The sequence below is a fragment of the Rhizobium sp. 01L419 genome, from assembly GCF_056400025.1.
The window spans coordinates 1-18,099 of sequence record NZ_JBFTSM010000005.1; the positions used below are offsets into that span (position 1 = coordinate 1).

The following is an 18,099-nucleotide window of genomic DNA, read 5'->3' on the forward strand; positions in this document are numbered from 1 at the left end:
CGGTGCAGCGTCGATCTGGTCATACGCCTTGAACTCACCGAAATACTTCGTGATCGCTGCCGTCAGAGACGTCTTGCCGTGGTCAACGTGGCCGATCGTGCCGATGTTGACGTGCGGCTTGTTGCGCTCAAACTTACTCTTTGCCATTTGAATGCTTCCTGTGGACGTAAAATGGGTGACCCCGGCGAACCGGTTTAGTGCCGCCGTTTAAGGCTTTCGGCGAAATTGCGCAAGACTTAATTGCAGACGCCATTCTTCGCGTGTGAGCGCATATGGGAGCTAATTCGCAACCCGCAAGACGATTCGCCTGTGCCCTCCCCAAAACATCTGAAATTCCAGACAAAATCGACAGAAGGCCTGGGCTCGCGCTTCAGCCAAGCCCAGAGGCAGCTGCGATTTTTGCAATCGCCGCGCAAGCATCACATAGTGCTGGCGACACAGCACCTTCCGCCTCGAACGCAACGCGCTAAAACAAGTCTTCGATAGTGGGGATCAAGCTGGAGCGGGTAGCGGGAATCGAACCCGCGTATTCAGCTTGGAAGGCTGCTGCTCTACCATTGAGCTATACCCGCGGGGTGGTCCGATCCAATGACGAATGGTGGAGAGAGTTGGATTTGAACCAACGTAGGCTGAGCCAACGGATTTACAGTCCGTCCCCTTTAACCACTCGGGCATCTCTCCAGTTTTTCGTCCGGATCGTGAGACCAAGTTCGTCAGACTTTGAAGCATTGCCGCCCCGTCGTCTGCGCCGCGTATATGACCGGAGCATTTCAGTCTGTCAACACGAAGACAATGGAAAAGACAGGAAAAATTTCATCGCCTGTTGAAAGCCGGCGTAAGAAAGAAGGTCTATGCGGAAACAGGCGCCATCGTTATAAAGCCGCATGAGCAAAGATAAGAAATCCGGCGACACGCCCATCACTGACAAGTCCGCAAAGGACACGCATTACGCAACGCTGCGACGCGCGCATCGCGACGGCAAGCGCGAACGCGGTGAAATCCCGACGCCGGCGCCGCAGAAGCGCAAGCGTGGCGGGGACGACTGGAAGCCGCCGGCGATGGCCCCCGACCAGGTCTTCCTTTACGGCCTTCATACCGTTCGCGCCGCGCTCGAAAATCCGGAGCGCAAGAAGATCAAGCTATCGGTCACGCAGAACGCGCTTGCGCGATTGGAGATCGATCCCGAGACGATCGGCATTCCCGTCGAAATGGTTTCGCCACAGGATATCGACAAGGTGCTCGGCCCCGAAGCAATCCATCAGGGCGTGATGCTGGAAACAAGCCCCCTGCCCGTCCGAAGGCTGGAAGCGCTGAAGGACAGTCCGCTGCTTCTCGTGCTCGATCAGGTGACCGATCCCCACAATGTCGGCGCCATCATGCGCTCGGCCGTCGCCTTCAATGCAGGCGCAGTTATCACCACCCAGAGACATAGCCCGACCGAATCGGGCGTACTTGCCAAATCGGCTTCCGGCGCGCTGGAACTCATACCTTATATACAGATCACCAATCTCTCGGATGCGCTCGGCGAATTGCACAAGCTCGGCTTCTTCACGATCGGGCTCGATTCGGAGGGACCGGCGCCACTGGAAGGCACGTTCTCAGGTGGCAGAATAGCGCTTGTGCTCGGCGCCGAAGGCAAGGGCCTGCGGCAGAAGACTCGGGAAACCGTCAGCGCGCTTGCCCGTCTCGATATGCCTGGCGCCATCAAATCGCTGAACGTATCGAATGCCGCGGCGATTGCGCTTTATGCGGCGGGGCTGCATCTAAAGGCATAGACCACAGCCTGCAGATCACTCTTAATATGTCGTGGACAGAGGCAAGGATCCCGCCATCGCGGTTGAACACCTCCTCCTCTGGTCCATATTCCGCGTTGGAAAGAGCTTGCTGGTCACTATTGTCGGCAACGCATTTTATCCCCTGGGGCACCGGACAAAAGGAAATCCGCATTATGGCATTTCGACCGCTGATCTTCGGTGTTCTCTTCATTGCGGTCTTCGTCATGGTCATTTTGAGCATCATGTGGGTGGACAAGTCTCACCCGATCCGCCAGCCGGATCCGCTGGCGCCGTCGACGACGCCAGCAAGCCCACCTCCGTCAGCGCAATAGCCGATCCGGAACCCGCAAAGCCGTCAGACGTTTAATCCCGCAAGACAAACAGGGATTTAAATGTTCATGCGCCTGATGATTGCTGTCGTTGCCATTATGATTGCCTCGGTGCTCAGCCTCGCGATGATGTCTCCGTCCGGCGCCGGACAGACGGGCAACGGCACGAAGATCGCATCAAGTGTGAACGCACCCGAGCAGAAGTGAACCTGACGTCAAATCTCCTCAACGGACGAGACGCCGGACGTTTTCCGCGATATTGCCGAGTAGCCGCGCACGGTCAGCGCCATTTTCGCCGACACCGTCCTGATTTACGACACCATGAAGGGCGTTGAACAGGAACATGGCGGTGAATGCCGGGTCCGCCAGCGGCCAAGCCCCTTCGCGGTCGCCTGCTGCAAGGAGTTCCGCGAGATCATCTATCAGGATGTTGCTTGTCAGGCCTTCGCGGCTCGGCGGCGGAGCAACAGCAAAGACAAGGTTGTGAAGGGGCGATGCGTTCAGGTAGCCCTCGGCGCAGGCTTTTGCCCAGGCTGTCAACTTGCCGTTCCAGTCGCTTACACCCTGTTTACCCACTTCTTCCACGATGCCGTTCAGGAGATTTTGAACGAAGCGGGTCCGCAATGCTTCGATAACATCCGCCTTCGAGGAGAAGTGAAGGTAGAAGGCTCCCTTCGAGACGGCAGCGCCCTGGGTGATCTCCTCGATCGTCGTATGCTCAACCCCCTTGTCGAGAAAGAGGCGTTCGGCCGCAAGCATGAGCTCGTCCCGTCTTTCCTCAGCCGGTTTAGTCCTTGGCCTGCCGGCCACGCGTGGTGCCATCGGAAAATCCGTCAATGCCCGCGACGCTGAGGCTCCGCTCGATGAAGGTAGCCTGCGAAGACGTCCCGCATAGCAGTGTTTTCAATGTCAGGCAAAAGACGACCGGCCTCGCCACGGTGATAGCCGCTATGTGTAATCACATGGGCAAGCATCTCCTCCCGCGACATACGGCCCTGTCCGCCATCGGTGAAAGTGAAGTCGATCACCTCTTCCAGCTCGTCGGGCGTAAGCCGCAATACATAGTTCAGATACCATTCATCGGTTTGCCTGATCGCGGAGGCGAGATCGGCAAAGGCCGGCGGCTCCCTGCTCCAACTCGCCGTGTACCCGTGAAACTTCTTCTGCAGGTTGGCGGCGAAGATCCGGTCGACGATATGCGCGTGATTGAGGACGCGGAAAGCGGACAGCAGCTCCTCGGATGGCCCCCGATCGGAAAATGAGTCGAGAGCGTCCAGCAGTTCCTCATCGACGTTGGCCTTATACTGAAACAAGGAGGTCAAAAGCGTTTTTGCAGACATGGCGAACTCCATCGCGGCGGGCATCTGCCTTCTTCTATATTATTGACTGGTGGTCAGTCAATAATATCTGTCTGCTCGAAGCACCTAGTCTATGCGGCAGAATGCATGTTTACAGGCACAAAAAACCCGCCGCACGGTTGGACCTTTGCGACGGGATTTTGTTTAGGCCGGCAACCGCCCTTTGCTGATCAGCCGTCAGCTCCGGTAGAGCCAGTAGGGCCGATCATGATGGCGCCAGCGACGTTCGCGCCAACGTTCCTCTCCCCGCCACTCGCGACGCTCATAGCCCCAGGCCGGTCGCCAATAGCGGCGTTCACGCCAGTCTCGGCGATCCCGCCAATCGCGGCGATCCCGCCAATCGTCACGATCGCCCCAATCACGATCACCGCCGCGGACCTGAATCACATCGCTCTGGTGTGAGACTTCCGGACGGTTGAGAGGGACAGCCGCAGCCGGTGCTACGGCGGAAAACAGGGTACCTGCCGAAAGAGCAACGGCTAGGAGAAAATTGGCGACCTTCATGGCTCACTTCCTCGTTTCTGATGAAGCGAGAATGGCCGAGCGCACCTGAATTGCCGCTGAATCGACCCTTCAGTCTTTGTTCATGTCATGGAATGGTTGGAAAACTGGTGCCCCCGCCAGGGTTCGAACCCGGGACCCCCTGATTACAAATCAGGTGCTCTACCAACTGAGCTACAAGGGCAACGGCTGCGAAGTAGCAGATTCTGATCTTTTGTAAAGAAAATTTGCCTCTTTCGGGCAGTCGAAGAAGGCTATCCACAGCCGTTGTCGATCAGCGCTATGGTTGGGAAAGCCCGGTGGACTAAATCGCGGGCCGATCTATGGGTGATAAGATCATCCGAACTTCGCGCGCAACGCAAAACGTCTTGTCGTACAAGCCCTTTATCCTTTAGCTAGAGCAGCATAACAAAGGGCATTGCATGGGCAGGTCATTTCAGACGCTTTCTTTTATCGCTTCGCCGACGACCGAAGCGCTCGCCGCACGGGATGAGCTGATTCGTCTTTACGGCGATGTGCCCGCAAACGAGGCCGACGTCATCGTCGCACTCGGCGGCGATGGCTTCATGCTTCAGACGCTGCACAGCACGATGAACAGCGGCAAGCTCGTCTACGGTATGAATTGCGGATCAGTCGGCTTCCTGATGAATGACTACAAGACAGATGGCCTGCACGACCGCATCTGTTTCGCCGTCGAGAATGCCTTTCATCCGTTGAAAATGACGACGCGCAATGCCGACGGCAGCAATTCGTCCGCGCTTGCGATCAACGAGGTCTATCTTTTCCGGCAATCCTATCAGGCGGCGAAGCTCAGGGTGGAGATCGACGGGCACGTGCGGCTGGAGGAACTGATCTGCGATGGCTTGATGGTGGCAACGCCTGCGGGCTCTACCGCCTACAATCTTTCCGCTCACGGTCCGATCCTGCCGCTTGACGCCCCCCTGCTCGCCATGACGCCAGTCAGCGCCTTCCGTCCGCGACGCTGGCGCGGAGCGCTGCTTCCCAACCGCGTAACCGTCGACATCCACATATTGGAAGCCGAGAAGCGGCCGGTGAATGCCGTCGCCGACAATACGGAGATCAAATCCATACTGCATGTGCGCATCGCCCAATCCGAGGACATGACAGCACGCATCCTTTCCGATCCCGACCGCTCTTGGTCGGACCGGATTTTGGCAGAACAATTCGAGGATTGAAATAATGGCGATGCGGCAAGCATTTATGACGGCGTTCCTCGTAGCGGGATGGGCGATCGCCGCCGAGGCACAGACCGTTCACGACGATATCCTGCCGGCCTCGATCATCTTCGCGACCAGCACCGGCTATTGGGAAGACGACGGCAATTCGCTGCCGGTCGAGCGCGCGCCGACAACCACCCAGAGCGTCAGCACCGCTGATGCCAAGCCGCAGCAGCGGCGACACGGCTATTACAAGCTTTTCGCCGTGCGCCAGTCCGACAAGACCTCCAAGGTCTACCTGCAGCAGATCGCGCAGAGCGACGCCGGACCCGCCATCATCTCGACGGTCGAATTGCAGGAAATCAGCGACCTCAAGCCCTATGTCACAGATATCCGGCCCGAGAATTCGAGCGGCATCATCAAGGAGCCTGGCCTGTTCGCCACGGTCTATGTGAAGACCGACCCTAGCGCCGAATCCGATGGCTGGACCGTGCTGATCGACGAGTTCGGGGACATTACCGTGGAGAAGGCGACGAACTGAGTGTCACCGGACTGTTCGAGGCATAGGCCATGAAACTCGGCTTTCGCGAAGGCGTGCTTCACGACGAGACGCGGCCGGACTGGGACGCGATCGGCCCAAGACCGATCCGCTGGTCCCTATGGTATCCAGCAGCCGAGGGCTCGCTCGAAACCGAAATCCCGGGACGAAGATGGTTCCGAAGGGTGGCAGTTGCCCGCGATGCCCCCCTTCAGCCAATGGCGAAGCCCTACCCGCTGGTCCTGCTGTCGCATGGCACCGGCGGATCGGCTGCCGGGCTGGAATGGCTTGCCAGCCGCCTGGTCAATCGAGGATTTATCGCGCTCGGCGTCAACCATCACGGCAATACCAGCGGCGAGCCCTATCGCGCCGAGGGTTTTGCCTGTCTCTGGGAGCGCGCGCCCGATCTAAGTCTCATGCTCGACCGCCGCGAGGACTGGCAGGGTGATCTTGCCGGGCATATCGATACCGATAGCGTGTTCGCCGCCGGATTTTCAGCGGGAGCCTATACGGTCATGCTGCTCCTCGGCGCTGTCGCGCAATTCTCGCAGTTCGAACAATCCAGGCTGAAGCCTGGAGGACCGCGCGGTCCGAGGGAGTTTCCTGACCTCGCCGATCATATTCCGTCGCTGCTTGGCACGAGCACGGCATTTCGCGATTCATGGTCGAGGATGTCGCAATCCTATCGCGATGACAGGATCAGAGCGGCATTGGTCTGCGCGCCGGGTCGATCGGTCCGAGGCTTCAGTGAAGACAGCCTGAAAGCCATTGATGGGCCTGCCCTCATTCTGGTCGGTGATGCCGACAACACGGCTCCGGTCGAAGAGTGTTCAAATTGGCTGCATGCACGACTTGATCGAAGCCTCCTCAGGATACTTCCGGGCGGGCTTGGGCATTATGTCTTCCTGCCGGAGGGCACGCCAATGGGACTTTCCTTCGCAGAACATCTCTTCACCGATCCGGCAGGCATAGAACGTGCTGATGTCCACGAGGAGATCGCCGAACTGTCAGGTGGGTTCTTTCACAGAACTGACATTCCAGTGGACACCTGAAAAAGAAAAGCCCCGTTTCCGGGGCCTTCTATCTCAGATCTGTCTTCACTGGTCAGTCGACATCGTCGACGACAGCGTCGGCTGCGCCGCTGATGCGGTGAGCAAGTGCGGCTTCCATGAACTCGTTCAAGTCGCCATCGAGCACGTCGTCAGGAGCCGTGCTCGCAACGCCGGTGCGCAGGTCTTTTACCAGCTGGTAGGGCTGCAGAACGTAGGAGCGGATCTGGTGGCCCCAGCCGATATCCGTCTTGGAAGCGGCTTCGGCGTTGGCGGCGTCCTCGCGCTTCTTCAACTCGGCTTCGTACATGCGGGCGCGCAGCATGTCCCAGGCCTTGGCGCGGTTCTTGTGCTGCGAACGCTCCTGTTGGCACTGCACGACGATGCCTGTCGGGATATGCGTGATGCGCACTGCCGAGTCGGTGGTGTTAACGTGCTGGCCGCCGGCGCCCGACGAACGGTAGGTGTCGATACGGCAGTCGCTTTCGTTGATCTCGATCTGGATCGAGTCGTCGACGACGGGATAGACCCAGATCGACGAGAAGGATGTGTGGCGGCGCGCATTGCTGTCGTAGGGCGAGATGCGCACGAGACGATGGACGCCCGATTCCGTCTTCAGCCAGCCATAGGCGTTATGGCCTTTTACCAGCAATGTGGCGGATTTGATGCCGGCTTCTTCCCCGTCATGCACTTCCATGAGCTCGACCTTGAAGCGCTGGCGCTCGGCCCAGCGGGTGTACATGCGCAGAAGCATGTTCGCCCAGTCCTGGCTTTCCGTGCCGCCCGCGCCGGAATGGACTTCCAGGTAGGTGTCGTTGCCATCAGCTTCGCCTGATAGCATGGCTTCGACCTGTCGGCGGGCTGCCTCGGCCTGCAGGCTTTTCAGCGCGGCCTCGGCTTCCTTGACGATGCTTTCGTCGCCTTCTTCTTCCCCGAGTTCAATGAGCTCGACATTGTCGGAAAGCTGCTGTTCCAGCGCCCTGACCCCATTGATGCCATCATCGAGCTGCTGACGCTCGCGCATCAGCTTCTGGGCTTCCTGTGCATCGTTCCAGAGGTTGGGATCCTCTGCCTTGTTGTTCAACCAGTCCAGTCGTCTTACCGCCTGGTCCCAGTCAAAGATGCCTCCTCAGCAGGGTGATAGCCTGCTTGGTTTCATCGACTATGTTCTGGATTTCCGCTCGCATTTTCCTGCTTCTTTGCTTCGGTATTCTGGGAATGCCGGGCTATTCTTTAAGGCTCGTGACATAGAGACGCCTGCCGCGGATGTAAAGAGCCGCGGCGGGCGCAACAAAAATCGGTGTCGATCAGAACAGGCCTGGCGTGTTGGTCTGAACCGCCTGGTTTGCCTGCGGCGACGTGCGCAGGATTTCCTCCGGCGCCATCGTGCCGTCCATGCCGATGACAGAGAGGCTGTCGGCCGGGCCGGTGCCTGGCTTGAAGGCTTCGATGATGGTGCCTGGATCGCCGTCGACAGCTGCCATGCCGGTCTTGCGGTTGATCGCGATCATGTTCATGCCGGCCGGGACCACGAATTTGGATTCCGGCATATCCTTGACGGCCGCCTGCATGAATTCGTTGAAGATCGGCGCCGAGAGAACACCACCCGTGCCGCCGCGGCCGAGCGGAGCCGGCGTATCGAAGCCCATGTAAAGGCCTGCGACCAGATCCGGCGTGAAGCCGACGAACCAGGCGTCCTTCTCATCGTTGGTCGTGCCAGTCTTGCCGGCAACGTCGCGGCCCGCCAGATCGACCTTGCCGGCCGCGGTACCACGCTGGATGACGCCCTGCATCATCGAGGTGATCTGGTAAGAGGTCATCGGATCGAGAACCTGCTCGCGGTTGTCGACGATGTTAGGCTCTTCCTGGCTCTGCCAGTCGCCCGCATTGCAGCCTTCGCAAAGACGTTCCTCGTGCCTGAAGATCGTCTTGCCGTAACGGTCCTGAATGCGGTCGATCAGCGTCGGCTTGATCTGCTTGCCGCCATTGGCGATGACCGAATAGGCCGAAACCATGCGCAGCACCGTCGTTTCACCCGAGCCGAGCGACATGGCGAGCAGCGGCGGCATCTTGTCGTAGATGCCGAAGCGTTCTGCATATTCCGCGACGATATTCATGCCGAGGTCATTAGCAAGGCGCACCGTCATCAGGTTGCGCGAATTCTCGATGCCGGAGCGCAGCGTCGAGGGACCGCTGACTTCGCCGCCGTAGTTTTCCGGCTTCCACACCTGACCGCCCGAAACGATCTCGATCGGCGCATCCATGATGACCGAGGCCGGCGTGTAGCCGTTGTCCATCGCGGCAGCATAAACGAAGGGCTTGAAGGAGGAGCCCGGCTGGCGCATCGCCTGAGTGGCGCGATTGAATTCCGACTGGGCATAGGAGAAGCCGCCGACCATGGCGAGAACGCGGCCGGTCTTCGGATCCATGGCGACGAGACCGCCCTGCACTTTCGGTGGCTGGCGCAGACGATAGGAGGTCGAGCCGTCACCGCCAAGGCGCTCGACATAAACGACATCGCCTGCCGTCACGACGCCGACCGGCGACCTTGTCGACTTGCGGTCGCCGGTGGCGGAGCGGAATGCCCACTGCATGTCCTTGGCGGCGATCGTGCCGCGCTCGCGCGCGGCCGCAACCTTGCCACCCCCATCCTGCGGCGGCTGGAGACCGATATCGACGGCCTCGTTGGACACGGCAAGCACGACGGCAAGGCGCCATTCCGGCACGTCGGAGAGAGCGGGAACTTCGGCGAGCGCCGGTCCCCAGTCCCCCGAGGCAGCGATCTGCTTGACCGGGCCGTGAAAACCCCGACGCTCGTCATAGGTGACCAAGCCGTCCTGCAGCGCCTTGCGGGCCTCGAGCTGCATCTGCGGATCGAGCGAGGTGCGCACCGAGAGACCGCCTTCATACAGCGTCTTCTCGCCGTACTGGTCGATGAGCTGGCGACGGACGGCTTCGGCGAAATAGTCGGAAGCAAAAAGAGACGGGCCGCTGGTGCGGGCAGTGACGCCGAGCGGCTGCTTCTTGGCGTCCTCGCCGTCGCTCTGGCTCACATAGCCATTCTCTACCATACGATCGATCACCCAGTTGCGGCGCTCGAGAGCGGCTTCCGGATGACGGAAGGGATGGTAGTTGGCCGGGCCCTTCGGCAACGAAGCGAGATAGGCGGATTCGGCGATCGTCAGTTCGGTGACCGACTTGTTGAAATAGGTGAGCGAGGCGCTGCCGATACCGTAGGAGTTCAGGCCAAAGAAGATCTCATTGAGATAGAGCTCGAGGATCTTGTCCTTGCTGTAGGCCTGCTCGATGCGAAAGGAAAGGATTGCTTCCTTGATCTTGCGGTCGATCGTCTGGTCCGAGGTCAGAAGGAAGTTCTTCGCCACCTGCTGGGTGATCGTCGAAGCACCGACCGGCCGGCGGCCTGAGCCGAAATTCTGCAGGTTGACGAGGATAGCGCGGCCGAGGCCCGTCAGGTCAACGCCAGGATGGTTGTAGAAATTCTTGTCTTCAGCCGAAAGGAAGGCCGCCTTCACGCGGTCCGGGATCGCCTGGATCGGCAGGAAAAGGCGCTTTTCCTTGGCGTATTCGGCCATGAGGGCACCGTTGCCGGCGTGAACACGGGTGGTGACCGGCGGCGCATAGCTGTTGAGCACCGCATAGTCAGGAAGATCCTTCGCGACATTGGCAAGATAGACGGCAATAACCGCCGCAGCGCCCAGGAAAAGGACACACGCTATCCCGAAGAAATATCCAAGAAGTCTAACCATATTTTCAGCTACCGGTATTTCTAATCATTAGATCGGCGCAGCCGCAACAATCGCACAGATCATGTCTCATTGCACGTTGCGCGGCTTACTCCATGAGCGTTGGCGCCACAAGGCGATTTCGTCTTAGACAGGTGCGAAACATATAGAGTGGAGTAACGGCGCGAATGTGAGCAAAATAGGGCTTACCCCGCCACTTTCGCCTTCCCTTCCGGCAAGAGGCCCGGTTTAGGGTGGTTGTTACTTACGGGCAACGCCTGGTTTAAAGCCTTTACCGTTCAGATTGAATCGTTCTGACCGGGATAGGCACTAACCACCGTTTGCCATCAGGCTGGTGCGGTAACGCTTCACTGCATCCGTCAGAAGATCGGTCATCTTCACTCGCCACGTATCGTCAAGCAAAAGCTTCTCGTCATCGACATTGGAGAGGAAGCCGAGTTCGAGCAGGATCGAGGGAACATCTGGCGCCTGCAGTACACGGAAGCCTGCGTGACGATGCGGATTATTGATCGTGCCGACCTGGTCCTTGAAGGAAGCGAGCACGCTTTCGGCGAGCGAGATCGAGAACGCCTGCGTCTCGCGCCGCGTCAGGTCGAGGAGGATATCAGCAACCTCGGGCGGCTCGGCGACCGTTTCCTTCCCGGCGATCTGGTCCGACAGGTTTTCGCGCTCAGCGAGATCGGCGGCGAGCTTGTCCGAAGCCTTGTCGGAAATCGTGTAGACGGTTGCGCCGCGAATGTCCTTCTGCTTCAGCGTATCGGCATGCAGCGAAATGAAGAGGCCCGCATGGTTCTGTCGGGCGATGAGCACGCGCTGCGAGAGCGACAGGAATTCGTCGTTGTCGCGCGTCAGAAAAGCCTTGATGCCCCGCTCCTTGTTCAGGCGGTCGGCGAGCGCCTTGGCGAAGGCTAGCGTCACCTGCTTTTCCTCGGTCTTCGTATCGACACCGATCGCGCCGGTATCGATGCCGCCATGGCCGGCATCGATGGCAATGACGAAATCTCCGGGTGCGGTCTTTTCCGGCTGGGGAATCGCACTTGTCGTCTGAGCTGCATCGGCCTGATCGGTCCAGGACTGCGTCTTCACCAACTCGGCGAACTTCTGTTTATCGATCATCTCGGCATCGAGCACCAGCCGGTGGCCATTACCGCTCTCATCCATCTGCACCTTGGCGAGCGCGAGCTGGACCGGACGCGCCGCCGTCAGCACGATGCGGGCGCTGCCCTCGTCCATGGCGCCGTAGCGAATGTCCTTGAAGAGACCACGCGCCTCAAGATCCTTGGCGGGGAAACCAAAGGCCGTTGCCGGCAGGTCAACGACGATACGCTCGGGATTGGCGATATAGTGGACGGAAAAACGCGGCTCACGGTCGAAATCGATAACGATGCGAGTTCTGGCGTCGTCGCCGACGATGCGTGCTCCGTAAGCCAGCAGGGGATCCTTCGTACCGGCTGCCGCGCCCGGGACCGCGCAAAACGCTGCGAAGGCCAAAAGCCACGCCGTAAAACCCAGTTTGCGCCCTGCGGACAACTCCGCTGCGATCCGAGAACTCTTAAACAATAGCCCGCCACACCCTATTTATTATCGCGATGGAGCCACCACCGTTTCCGCGAACGCCCGCTGGAGGCGAGCGCGCGCGCACCGACCACGACTCAGGATCGCCTATCCCCGAGGAGTTTATGCGATACGAAATCCATCAATATTATGGCACATTTGGCTTTTCCCTTGCTATTGTGACAGAGAAAACATACAACAAATTTTAGGGTAGAGGTGTTGACGGGATAGAGTCGCCGCGAGGCAGCCAGCCACTACGGACCTGGCGCCACAACCGGTAATCGTCCGCCGTCTAATGCATTTCCACTCAAGAACTGGATCCTGATTTTCCGGCTTCATGCTGGGACTTCATTGGTGGATCAGCCACCACGCTCTCAGGGAGCAAACTCATCGGACCCGAAATGGGTCTTCGTCATTTATCGATCGCGCTTGGTTGTTGATGGTTTCGCAGCAGGTTTTATCTGAAGTGTACAGGCCCCGGAACGAAAATGTTCCGGCTGCGGTCTGGCTGCTGCCCTGCCCCTCGCACCAATCTCGACTTTCATTATCCGGCGCGGCCACAGCGGACCGCATTCTTTCTGTGTCAACAGCAGTCGGGAATGCGCTCTCGCGGCCTCGCCGAGGAGCTCAGCTTACATGGCAGACAAAATGCTTATCGATGCGTCTCACGAAGAAGAGACGCGCGTCGTTGTCGTTCGCGGGAACCGTATAGAAGAATTTGACTTCGAGTCGCAGCACAAGAAGCAGATCCGCGGCAACATCTATCTTGCAAAGGTAACGAGGGTAGAGCCCTCGCTGCAGGCCGCTTTCGTAGACTACGGCGGCAACCGGCACGGCTTCCTGGCCTTTGCCGAAATCCATCCCGACTATTACCAGATCCCGCTTGCCGACCGTCAGGCCCTGCTTCGTGCCGAAGCCGAGGAGCACCGCCGCGACGAGGATGTCGAGCATGTCGAGACGGCTCCTATGGTCGATCTCTCGACGCAGGACCAGCCTGATATCGGCATCGTTCCGGTCGAACAGCCCGAGGCAGTCGCGGCAGAAGAAGCAGCCGCACCCGCCGAAGAGGCAGCACCTGTTGCTGAAGAAGCCCCGGCCAAGAAGCCTCGCGCCCGCCGCAGCCGCAAGAAGGTAGTCGAACCTGTCGCCGAAGAGGCAGCAGCGGAAGCGTCTGTTGCCGACAACGACGACGAAGGCTCGACCGGCGGCGAGATGGCCGCAATGGTCGAAACGGACTCCATCTCCGAGGACGTCTCCAAGCGCCGTCAGGATGATGACGACGATGATGACGACCACGGCGAAGAGGAAGTTATTGAATCCGTCGGCGCCGAAGACGCGATGGAAGAGGTTCCGGACCGTGTGCAGCGCAAGCCGCGCAAGCAGTACCGCATCCAGGAAGTCATCAAGCGCCGCCAGATCCTGCTGGTGCAGGTCGCCAAGGAAGAACGCGGTAACAAGGGCGCTGCCCTCACGACATATCTGTCGCTCGCAGGCCGCTATTCGGTTCTGATGCCGAACACGGCGCGCGGCGGCGGCATTTCCCGCAAGATCACCAATCCGCAGGACCGCAAGCGGCTGAAGGAAATCGCCCGCATGCTCGAGGTGCCGCAGGGCATGGGCGTGATCCTGCGCACGGCCGGTGCGAACCGCACCAAGGTCGAGGTCAAGCGCGACTTCGAATATCTGATGCGCCTGTGGGAGAACGTCCGCACGCTGACGCTCGCCTCCACGGCACCCTGCCTCGTCTACGAGGAAGGCTCGCTCATCAAGCGCTCGATCCGCGACCTCTACAACAAGGATATCAGCGAAGTCATCGTCTCCGGCGAAGAAGGCTATCGTGAAGCGAAAGACTTCATGAAGATGCTGATGCCGAGCCATGCCAAGGTGGTTCAGCCCTACCGCGACATCCATCCGATCTTCTCGCGTTCCGGCATCGAAGCGCAGCTCGACCGCATGCTGCAGCCGCAGGTAACGCTGAAGTCCGGCGGCTACCTGATCATGAACCAGACCGAAGCGCTGGTTTCGATCGACGTCAACTCCGGCCGCTCCACCCGCGAGCATTCGATCGAGGATACGGCTCTCCAGACGAACCTCGAGGCTGCAGACGAAGTCGCCCGTCAGCTTCGCCTTCGCGACCTTGCCGGCCTTATCGTCATCGACTTCATCGACATGGAAGAAAAGCGCAACAATCGCGCCGTCGAGAAGAAGCTGAAGGAATGCCTGAAGAACGATCGCGCCCGCATCCAGGTCGGCCGCATCTCGCATTTCGGCCTTCTGGAAATGTCGCGCCAGCGCATCCGCGCTTCCGTTCTTGAATCGACGACGCAGGTCTGCTCGCATTGCGGCGGCACCGGCCACGTTCGTTCGCAGTCCTCCGTTGCCCTGCATGTGCTGCGCGGCGTCGAGGAGTATCTGCTCAAGAACACCACGCATAATATCACGGTACGCACGACGCCCGATATCGCGCTCTACCTGCTCAACCACAAGCGCCAGACGATCGTCGATTATGAAGCCCGCTTCGGCGTGGCGATCATCATCGATGCTGATGGTTCGGTTGGTGCTCAGCACTTCGCGATCGATCGTGGCGAACCGGTTGAAAACCCCGTCAAGATCGAAAGCCTCTTCAATTTCGCAGCCATCCCCGACGACGATGATGATGATGATGTCGTCATCGAGCACGACGAGGAAGAAGACGAAGAGCTGGAAGAAAAGCCTGCCGCTTCCGAGCGCCCGGCTGCTGCCGCCCGCGCAGAGGGTGAAGGCGAAAATGGACGCAAGCGCAAACGCCGTCGCCGCCGTCGTGGCCGCAACGGCACTGCCGAGCAGCAGGTTGGAGCCGATACCGTCTCCGACGAGGCTGACGATGGCGAAGACGGCGAAGACGAGGGCAGCGAAGGCGACAGCGATGCCGCCGAAGGTGTTGCAGACGCCCACGCCGAGGGCGATGATTCTCAGCGCCGCAAGCGCCGCCGTCGAGGCAAGCGTGGCGGACGCCGTAATCGTGGTGAGGAAGGCGCTGAAGGTGCAGCTTCCGAAGACGGCGACGCGGATGAAGCCGACGATAGCGTAGCCGAAGTGACGTCTGCGACCGAGGCAGAGGTGATCGAAGTCATCGCAGCTGAAACCAATGAAGGCCAGTCCGCCGCGGCTGCCATCGAAGACAGCGAAAGCGTTGCCGAAGTGGTCAAGCCCGCACGCGGCCGTGGCCGCCGTAAGGTCGCAGCACCCTCGCCGGTCGAAGAGCCCATCATTGAAACGCCGGTCGCAGAAGCGGTTGCTGTTGAAGCACCCGTTGCCGAAGCCGAGCCTGAAGTGATGGAAGCCTCTGCAGATCTCGCGACCCCAGCACAGGAAGAGGCAAAGCCTGCCCGCGCCAACCGCGGCTCCAACATCTCGTCCTCCGAACCGACGGTCACCTCGAACCGCACCGAAAACGGAGAGACTGACGGTGAAGGCAAGCCGAAGAAGGCCGGCTGGTGGCAGCGCCGCGGCTTCTTCTGAACGCTGATTTTCGGCGATAAGTGACACGATCCGGCTGCGGCAACGCGGCCGGATTTTTTATGTCGTTGAATGAAGGGCGTTCAGCCTGCTGCCCGTCGGACGAAGTTCAGCCTAGAGTGTGCGGCCGAACCAGACAGTGGTTTCCGATGCCGAGACGAGCGGCGGGAGCAGGCGCACGAAACCTCGTGAAGACCAGAAGTGCTGGCCGCCCTGGTTGCCGGCATTGACCCCGAGATGAATACCGCGCACGCCTGCCTTTCGGGCCTGTGACACCCACTGCTTCAGAAGCATGCCACCGACGCCCTGCCCTTGCAGGCGCGGCAGGAGGTTCATGTGAATATGGGCGGGGTAGGCTTCGACGATATCAGCCGACATGATGCGTGGATGATGGATCGCAAAGCTGCGGCGTTCATCGGTGGTCCATTGGGAAGGATCGCCGGCAGGATCGGCATACTGATCGCGCAAAGAGGGCCACCATTCGCGCTCGAGCAAGCCTTCGAAAGCGGCCGTGTCGTAAGCACCAACGATATAGCCGGCAATGCCCTGTTCGTCTTCCGCGACAAGGGTCATTTCCGGGCCGAGCACCACGTAGGGTGCCGAATAGATATGACCGATCAGCCTGTTATCGCGATAGAGATGGCTCGCATCCTGTCCGCCGTCGCCGGTCGCAAGCGAGATGGCATAGATCTCACCGAGATCGTCCCGCCGCGCATTGCGAAACGCCGGCACTACGCAGCCGGCGGATAAAGCAGGTCGACGATATAACTCGCGTCAAAGCGGGAATCGAGCATGCCGTAGGTCGAGCGCCAGCCGCCGGCAAGTCGGGTCTCGATGAAGGCATCGGCAATGCGTCCTGCCCCGAGGCGGTAGAGTTCGGCGGCACCGGCGGCGAGTGCCAGCTGTTCGACGAGCAGGCGGGCAGCACCCTCGTCCTGTTCGCAGAGCGCGATCGCTGCGCGCAGCACGTCGATCGTCTTCTTGCCAGCCGGGCCGAGATCGCGTGCGAGACCTGCAAAAACCGTCTCGAAGAGGTCCTTGCCGCGGTTCAAGACGCGCAGCACGTCCAGCGCCATGACATTGCCCGAACCTTCCCAGATCGCATTGACCGGGGCCTCGCGATAATGGCGGGCGATCGGACGTTCTTCGATGTAGCCGCTGCCGCCGATGCACTCCATCGCCTCGTAGATCAGCGCCGGGGCGATCTTGCAGCACCAGTACTTGGCGACCGGCGTCATGACGCGGGCGTAGGCGGCGTCTTCGGCATTGCCGCGCGCCTTGTCGAAGGCATCTGCAAGGCGGAAGGAGAGCGCCGTGGCTGCGGCCACATCGAGCGCCATGTCGGCAAGCACGCGCGTCATGATCGGCTGGTTGACGAGCATCTTGCCGAAAACGCTGCGGCCGCGGGTATGGTGCACGGCCTCGGCCAGCGAGGCGCGCATGATGCCGGAGGACGCCAGGGCGCAATCGAGACGCGTCAGCGTCACCATGTCAAGAATGGTGCGGATGCCACCATCCGGAGCCCCGAGCAGGAAGCCGAACGTATCCGTAAACTCAACCTCGGAAGAAGCGTTGGAGCGGTTGCCGATCTTGTCCTTCAGGCGCTGGAACTGCAGGCCGTTGGCCGAACCGTCCTCCAGAAGACGCGGCACCAGGAAGCAGCCCATGCCCTCCTTGGTCTGCCCCAGCATGATGAAGGCGTCGCTCATCGGCGCGGACATAAACCACTTGTGGCCGGAGAGGCGATAGATGCCCTCGCTGACCTTTTCGGCAGCAGTCTTGTTGGCGCGGACATCCGTGCCACCCTGTTTTTCCGTCATGCCCATACCGATCGTCACGGCCGACTTCTGCATGGCGGGACGGTTGGATGAATCATATTTGCGCGACAGGATCTTCGGCGCCCAGTCTTTCTGCACGGCCGGTGAGGCCGAGAGAGCTGCAACGGACGCGCTGGTCATCGTTATCGGGCAGAGATGGCCGGATTCGAGTTGCGCCGTCAGATAGAAACGAGCCGCGCGAATGTGATGGGCCTGATCCTTGGCTTCCGTATCGGCCTGCGGGTCCCAGACGGAGGAATGCAGGCCGGACGCCATGGAACGGCGCATCAGCGCATGCCAGGCCGGGTGGAATTCGACGATATCCAGACGCTCGCCGCGCGGACCGTGGGTTCGAAGCTGCGGCGTGCCCTGGTTTGCCATGCGCGCCAGTTCCTGCGCTTCCGGCGAGGTCACATAGCGGCCCATGTTTTCAAGGTCTTCGCGGATGGTGCGCGGCAGCGTGGAAGTCAGATCGACGATCAGTGGATCGGATCGATAGGCATTGATTCCCGACCAGAGGCTCGGCTGGTTGAGTTCGGCGAGTTTGTCTTCAGTCCGGTTTGCGGAGGTCATTATTCGCTTCTATTTCATGAGYCCGGCAAAGGTAAACCGGAAGTTCGTGATTCGCAGATTTCTGCTCTATCGAGATTCGACGGAAAATGCATGGGGAACATAGGGATTTGCGCACAGCACAAGCTTGCCCCATCCCCCTGCACTCTTTATAGACCCCGCGAAGAC

16 protein-coding genes and 3 tRNA genes are annotated in these 18,099 nt (G+C 59.9%); 7 read left to right on the top strand and 12 right to left on the bottom strand.

Annotation, left to right across the window (positions count from 1 at the left end; all coding sequences use genetic code 11):
• The 3 genes from AC1DUP_RS11680 to AC1DUP_RS11690 form a co-directional block, all read right to left on the bottom strand.
• Window positions 1-147, bottom strand: a 147-nt coding sequence (locus tag AC1DUP_RS11680; protein WP_421387882.1) for a GTP-binding protein, incomplete at its 3' end; no start/stop codon positions are given.
• A 351-nt stretch (window positions 148-498) separates the two neighbouring features.
• Window positions 499-572: transfer RNA gene (locus tag AC1DUP_RS11685), tRNA-Gly, on the bottom strand.
• A gap of 24 nt (window positions 573-596) precedes the next feature.
• Window positions 597-681 (bottom strand) — tRNA-Tyr (locus AC1DUP_RS11690).
• 203 nt (window positions 682-884) lie between these two features.
• Here AC1DUP_RS11690 and rlmB point away from each other — a divergent pair.
• From rlmB to AC1DUP_RS11705, 3 genes are all read left to right on the top strand, one after another.
• Entirely contained in the window at window positions 885-1,775 is an 891-nt protein-coding gene (gene rlmB / locus AC1DUP_RS11695) for a 23S rRNA (guanosine(2251)-2'-O)-methyltransferase RlmB (protein ID WP_113301278.1), read from the top strand.
• A 173-nt stretch (window positions 1,776-1,948) separates the two neighbouring features.
• Entirely contained in the window at window positions 1,949-2,107 is a 159-nt protein-coding gene (locus AC1DUP_RS11700; protein WP_477832728.1) for a hypothetical protein, read from the top strand.
• A gap of 60 nt (window positions 2,108-2,167) precedes the next feature.
• On the top strand, window positions 2,168-2,311 hold the full coding sequence (locus tag AC1DUP_RS11705) for a hypothetical protein (protein ID WP_162748577.1): 144 nt from the start codon (window positions 2,168-2,170) through the stop codon (window positions 2,309-2,311).
• An 18-nt stretch (window positions 2,312-2,329) separates the two neighbouring features.
• Here AC1DUP_RS11705 and AC1DUP_RS11710 read toward each other — a convergent pair whose 3' ends face one another.
• The 4 genes from AC1DUP_RS11710 to AC1DUP_RS11725 form a co-directional block, all read right to left on the bottom strand.
• The gene (locus AC1DUP_RS11710) at window positions 2,330-2,863 is read right to left on the bottom strand and encodes a TetR/AcrR family transcriptional regulator (RefSeq protein WP_477832729.1); all 534 of its coding nucleotides are present in this window, start codon (window positions 2,861-2,863) and stop codon (window positions 2,330-2,332) included.
• A 74-nt stretch (window positions 2,864-2,937) separates the two neighbouring features.
• Complete coding sequence (locus tag AC1DUP_RS11715; RefSeq protein WP_113310788.1) at window positions 2,938-3,444, bottom strand: DinB family protein; 507 nt, start codon at window positions 3,442-3,444, stop codon at window positions 2,938-2,940.
• A gap of 195 nt (window positions 3,445-3,639) precedes the next feature.
• Window positions 3,640-3,966 (bottom strand): hypothetical protein, encoded by a 327-nt coding sequence (locus tag AC1DUP_RS11720; RefSeq protein WP_113310785.1) that lies wholly within the window; start codon window positions 3,964-3,966, stop codon window positions 3,640-3,642.
• Between the two features lie 105 nt (window positions 3,967-4,071).
• Window positions 4,072-4,147, bottom strand: a tRNA-Thr gene (locus AC1DUP_RS11725).
• A gap of 238 nt (window positions 4,148-4,385) precedes the next feature.
• On the opposite strand from AC1DUP_RS11725, the gene AC1DUP_RS11730 reads away from it, so the two are divergent.
• Genes AC1DUP_RS11730 through AC1DUP_RS11740 form a run of 3 tightly spaced genes read left to right on the top strand, consistent with a single transcriptional unit; the run spans window position 4,386 to window position 6,731 of the window.
• Entirely contained in the window at window positions 4,386-5,159 is a 774-nt protein-coding gene (locus AC1DUP_RS11730) for an NAD kinase (protein ID WP_113301275.1), read from the top strand.
• Window positions 5,160-5,163: 4 nt separating this feature from the next.
• Complete coding sequence (locus AC1DUP_RS11735) at window positions 5,164-5,682, top strand: hypothetical protein (protein WP_113310784.1); 519 nt, start codon at window positions 5,164-5,166, stop codon at window positions 5,680-5,682.
• A gap of 29 nt (window positions 5,683-5,711) precedes the next feature.
• Window positions 5,712-6,731: an alpha/beta hydrolase family protein gene (locus AC1DUP_RS11740; protein WP_477832730.1), complete on the top strand. Its 1,020-nt coding sequence runs from the start codon at window positions 5,712-5,714 to the stop codon at window positions 6,729-6,731.
• Between the two features lie 52 nt (window positions 6,732-6,783).
• On the opposite strand, the gene prfB is transcribed toward AC1DUP_RS11740, so the two are convergent.
• The 3 genes from prfB to AC1DUP_RS11755 all read right to left on the bottom strand — a co-directional run bounded on the left by prfB (window position 6,784) and on the right by AC1DUP_RS11755 (window position 11,983).
• Window positions 6,784-7,915, bottom strand: a protein-coding gene (prfB, locus tag AC1DUP_RS11745) for a peptide chain release factor 2 (protein ID WP_162747266.1) whose coding sequence is annotated in 2 segments (ribosomal slippage) — window positions 6,784-7,845 and window positions 7,847-7,915 — 1,131 coding nt in all. Because the reading frame shifts where the segments join, the coding sequence is not laid out codon by codon here.
• 120 nt (window positions 7,916-8,035) lie between these two features.
• Complete coding sequence (locus AC1DUP_RS11750) at window positions 8,036-10,495, bottom strand: penicillin-binding protein 1A (protein WP_477832731.1); 2,460 nt, start codon at window positions 10,493-10,495, stop codon at window positions 8,036-8,038.
• 306 nt (window positions 10,496-10,801) lie between these two features.
• Complete coding sequence (locus AC1DUP_RS11755) at window positions 10,802-11,983, bottom strand: N-acetylmuramoyl-L-alanine amidase (RefSeq protein ID WP_477832732.1); 1,182 nt, start codon at window positions 11,981-11,983, stop codon at window positions 10,802-10,804.
• A gap of 699 nt (window positions 11,984-12,682) precedes the next feature.
• On the opposite strand from AC1DUP_RS11755, the gene AC1DUP_RS11760 reads away from it, so the two are divergent.
• A complete protein-coding gene (locus tag AC1DUP_RS11760; RefSeq protein WP_477832733.1) occupies window positions 12,683-15,547 on the top strand; it encodes an Rne/Rng family ribonuclease in 2,865 nt (954 codons plus the stop codon).
• A 111-nt stretch (window positions 15,548-15,658) separates the two neighbouring features.
• Here AC1DUP_RS11760 and AC1DUP_RS11765 read toward each other — a convergent pair whose 3' ends face one another.
• Together AC1DUP_RS11765 and AC1DUP_RS11770 are read right to left on the bottom strand one after the other, a co-directional pair.
• A complete protein-coding gene (locus tag AC1DUP_RS11765) occupies window positions 15,659-16,276 on the bottom strand; it encodes a GNAT family N-acetyltransferase (RefSeq protein ID WP_477832734.1) in 618 nt (205 codons plus the stop codon).
• Window positions 16,276-17,934 (bottom strand): acyl-CoA dehydrogenase family protein, encoded by a 1,659-nt coding sequence (locus AC1DUP_RS11770; RefSeq protein ID WP_477832735.1) that lies wholly within the window; start codon window positions 17,932-17,934, stop codon window positions 16,276-16,278. The genes AC1DUP_RS11765 and AC1DUP_RS11770 overlap by 1 nt, the downstream gene beginning before the upstream one ends.
• Window positions 17,935-18,099: the final 165 nt, after the last annotated feature.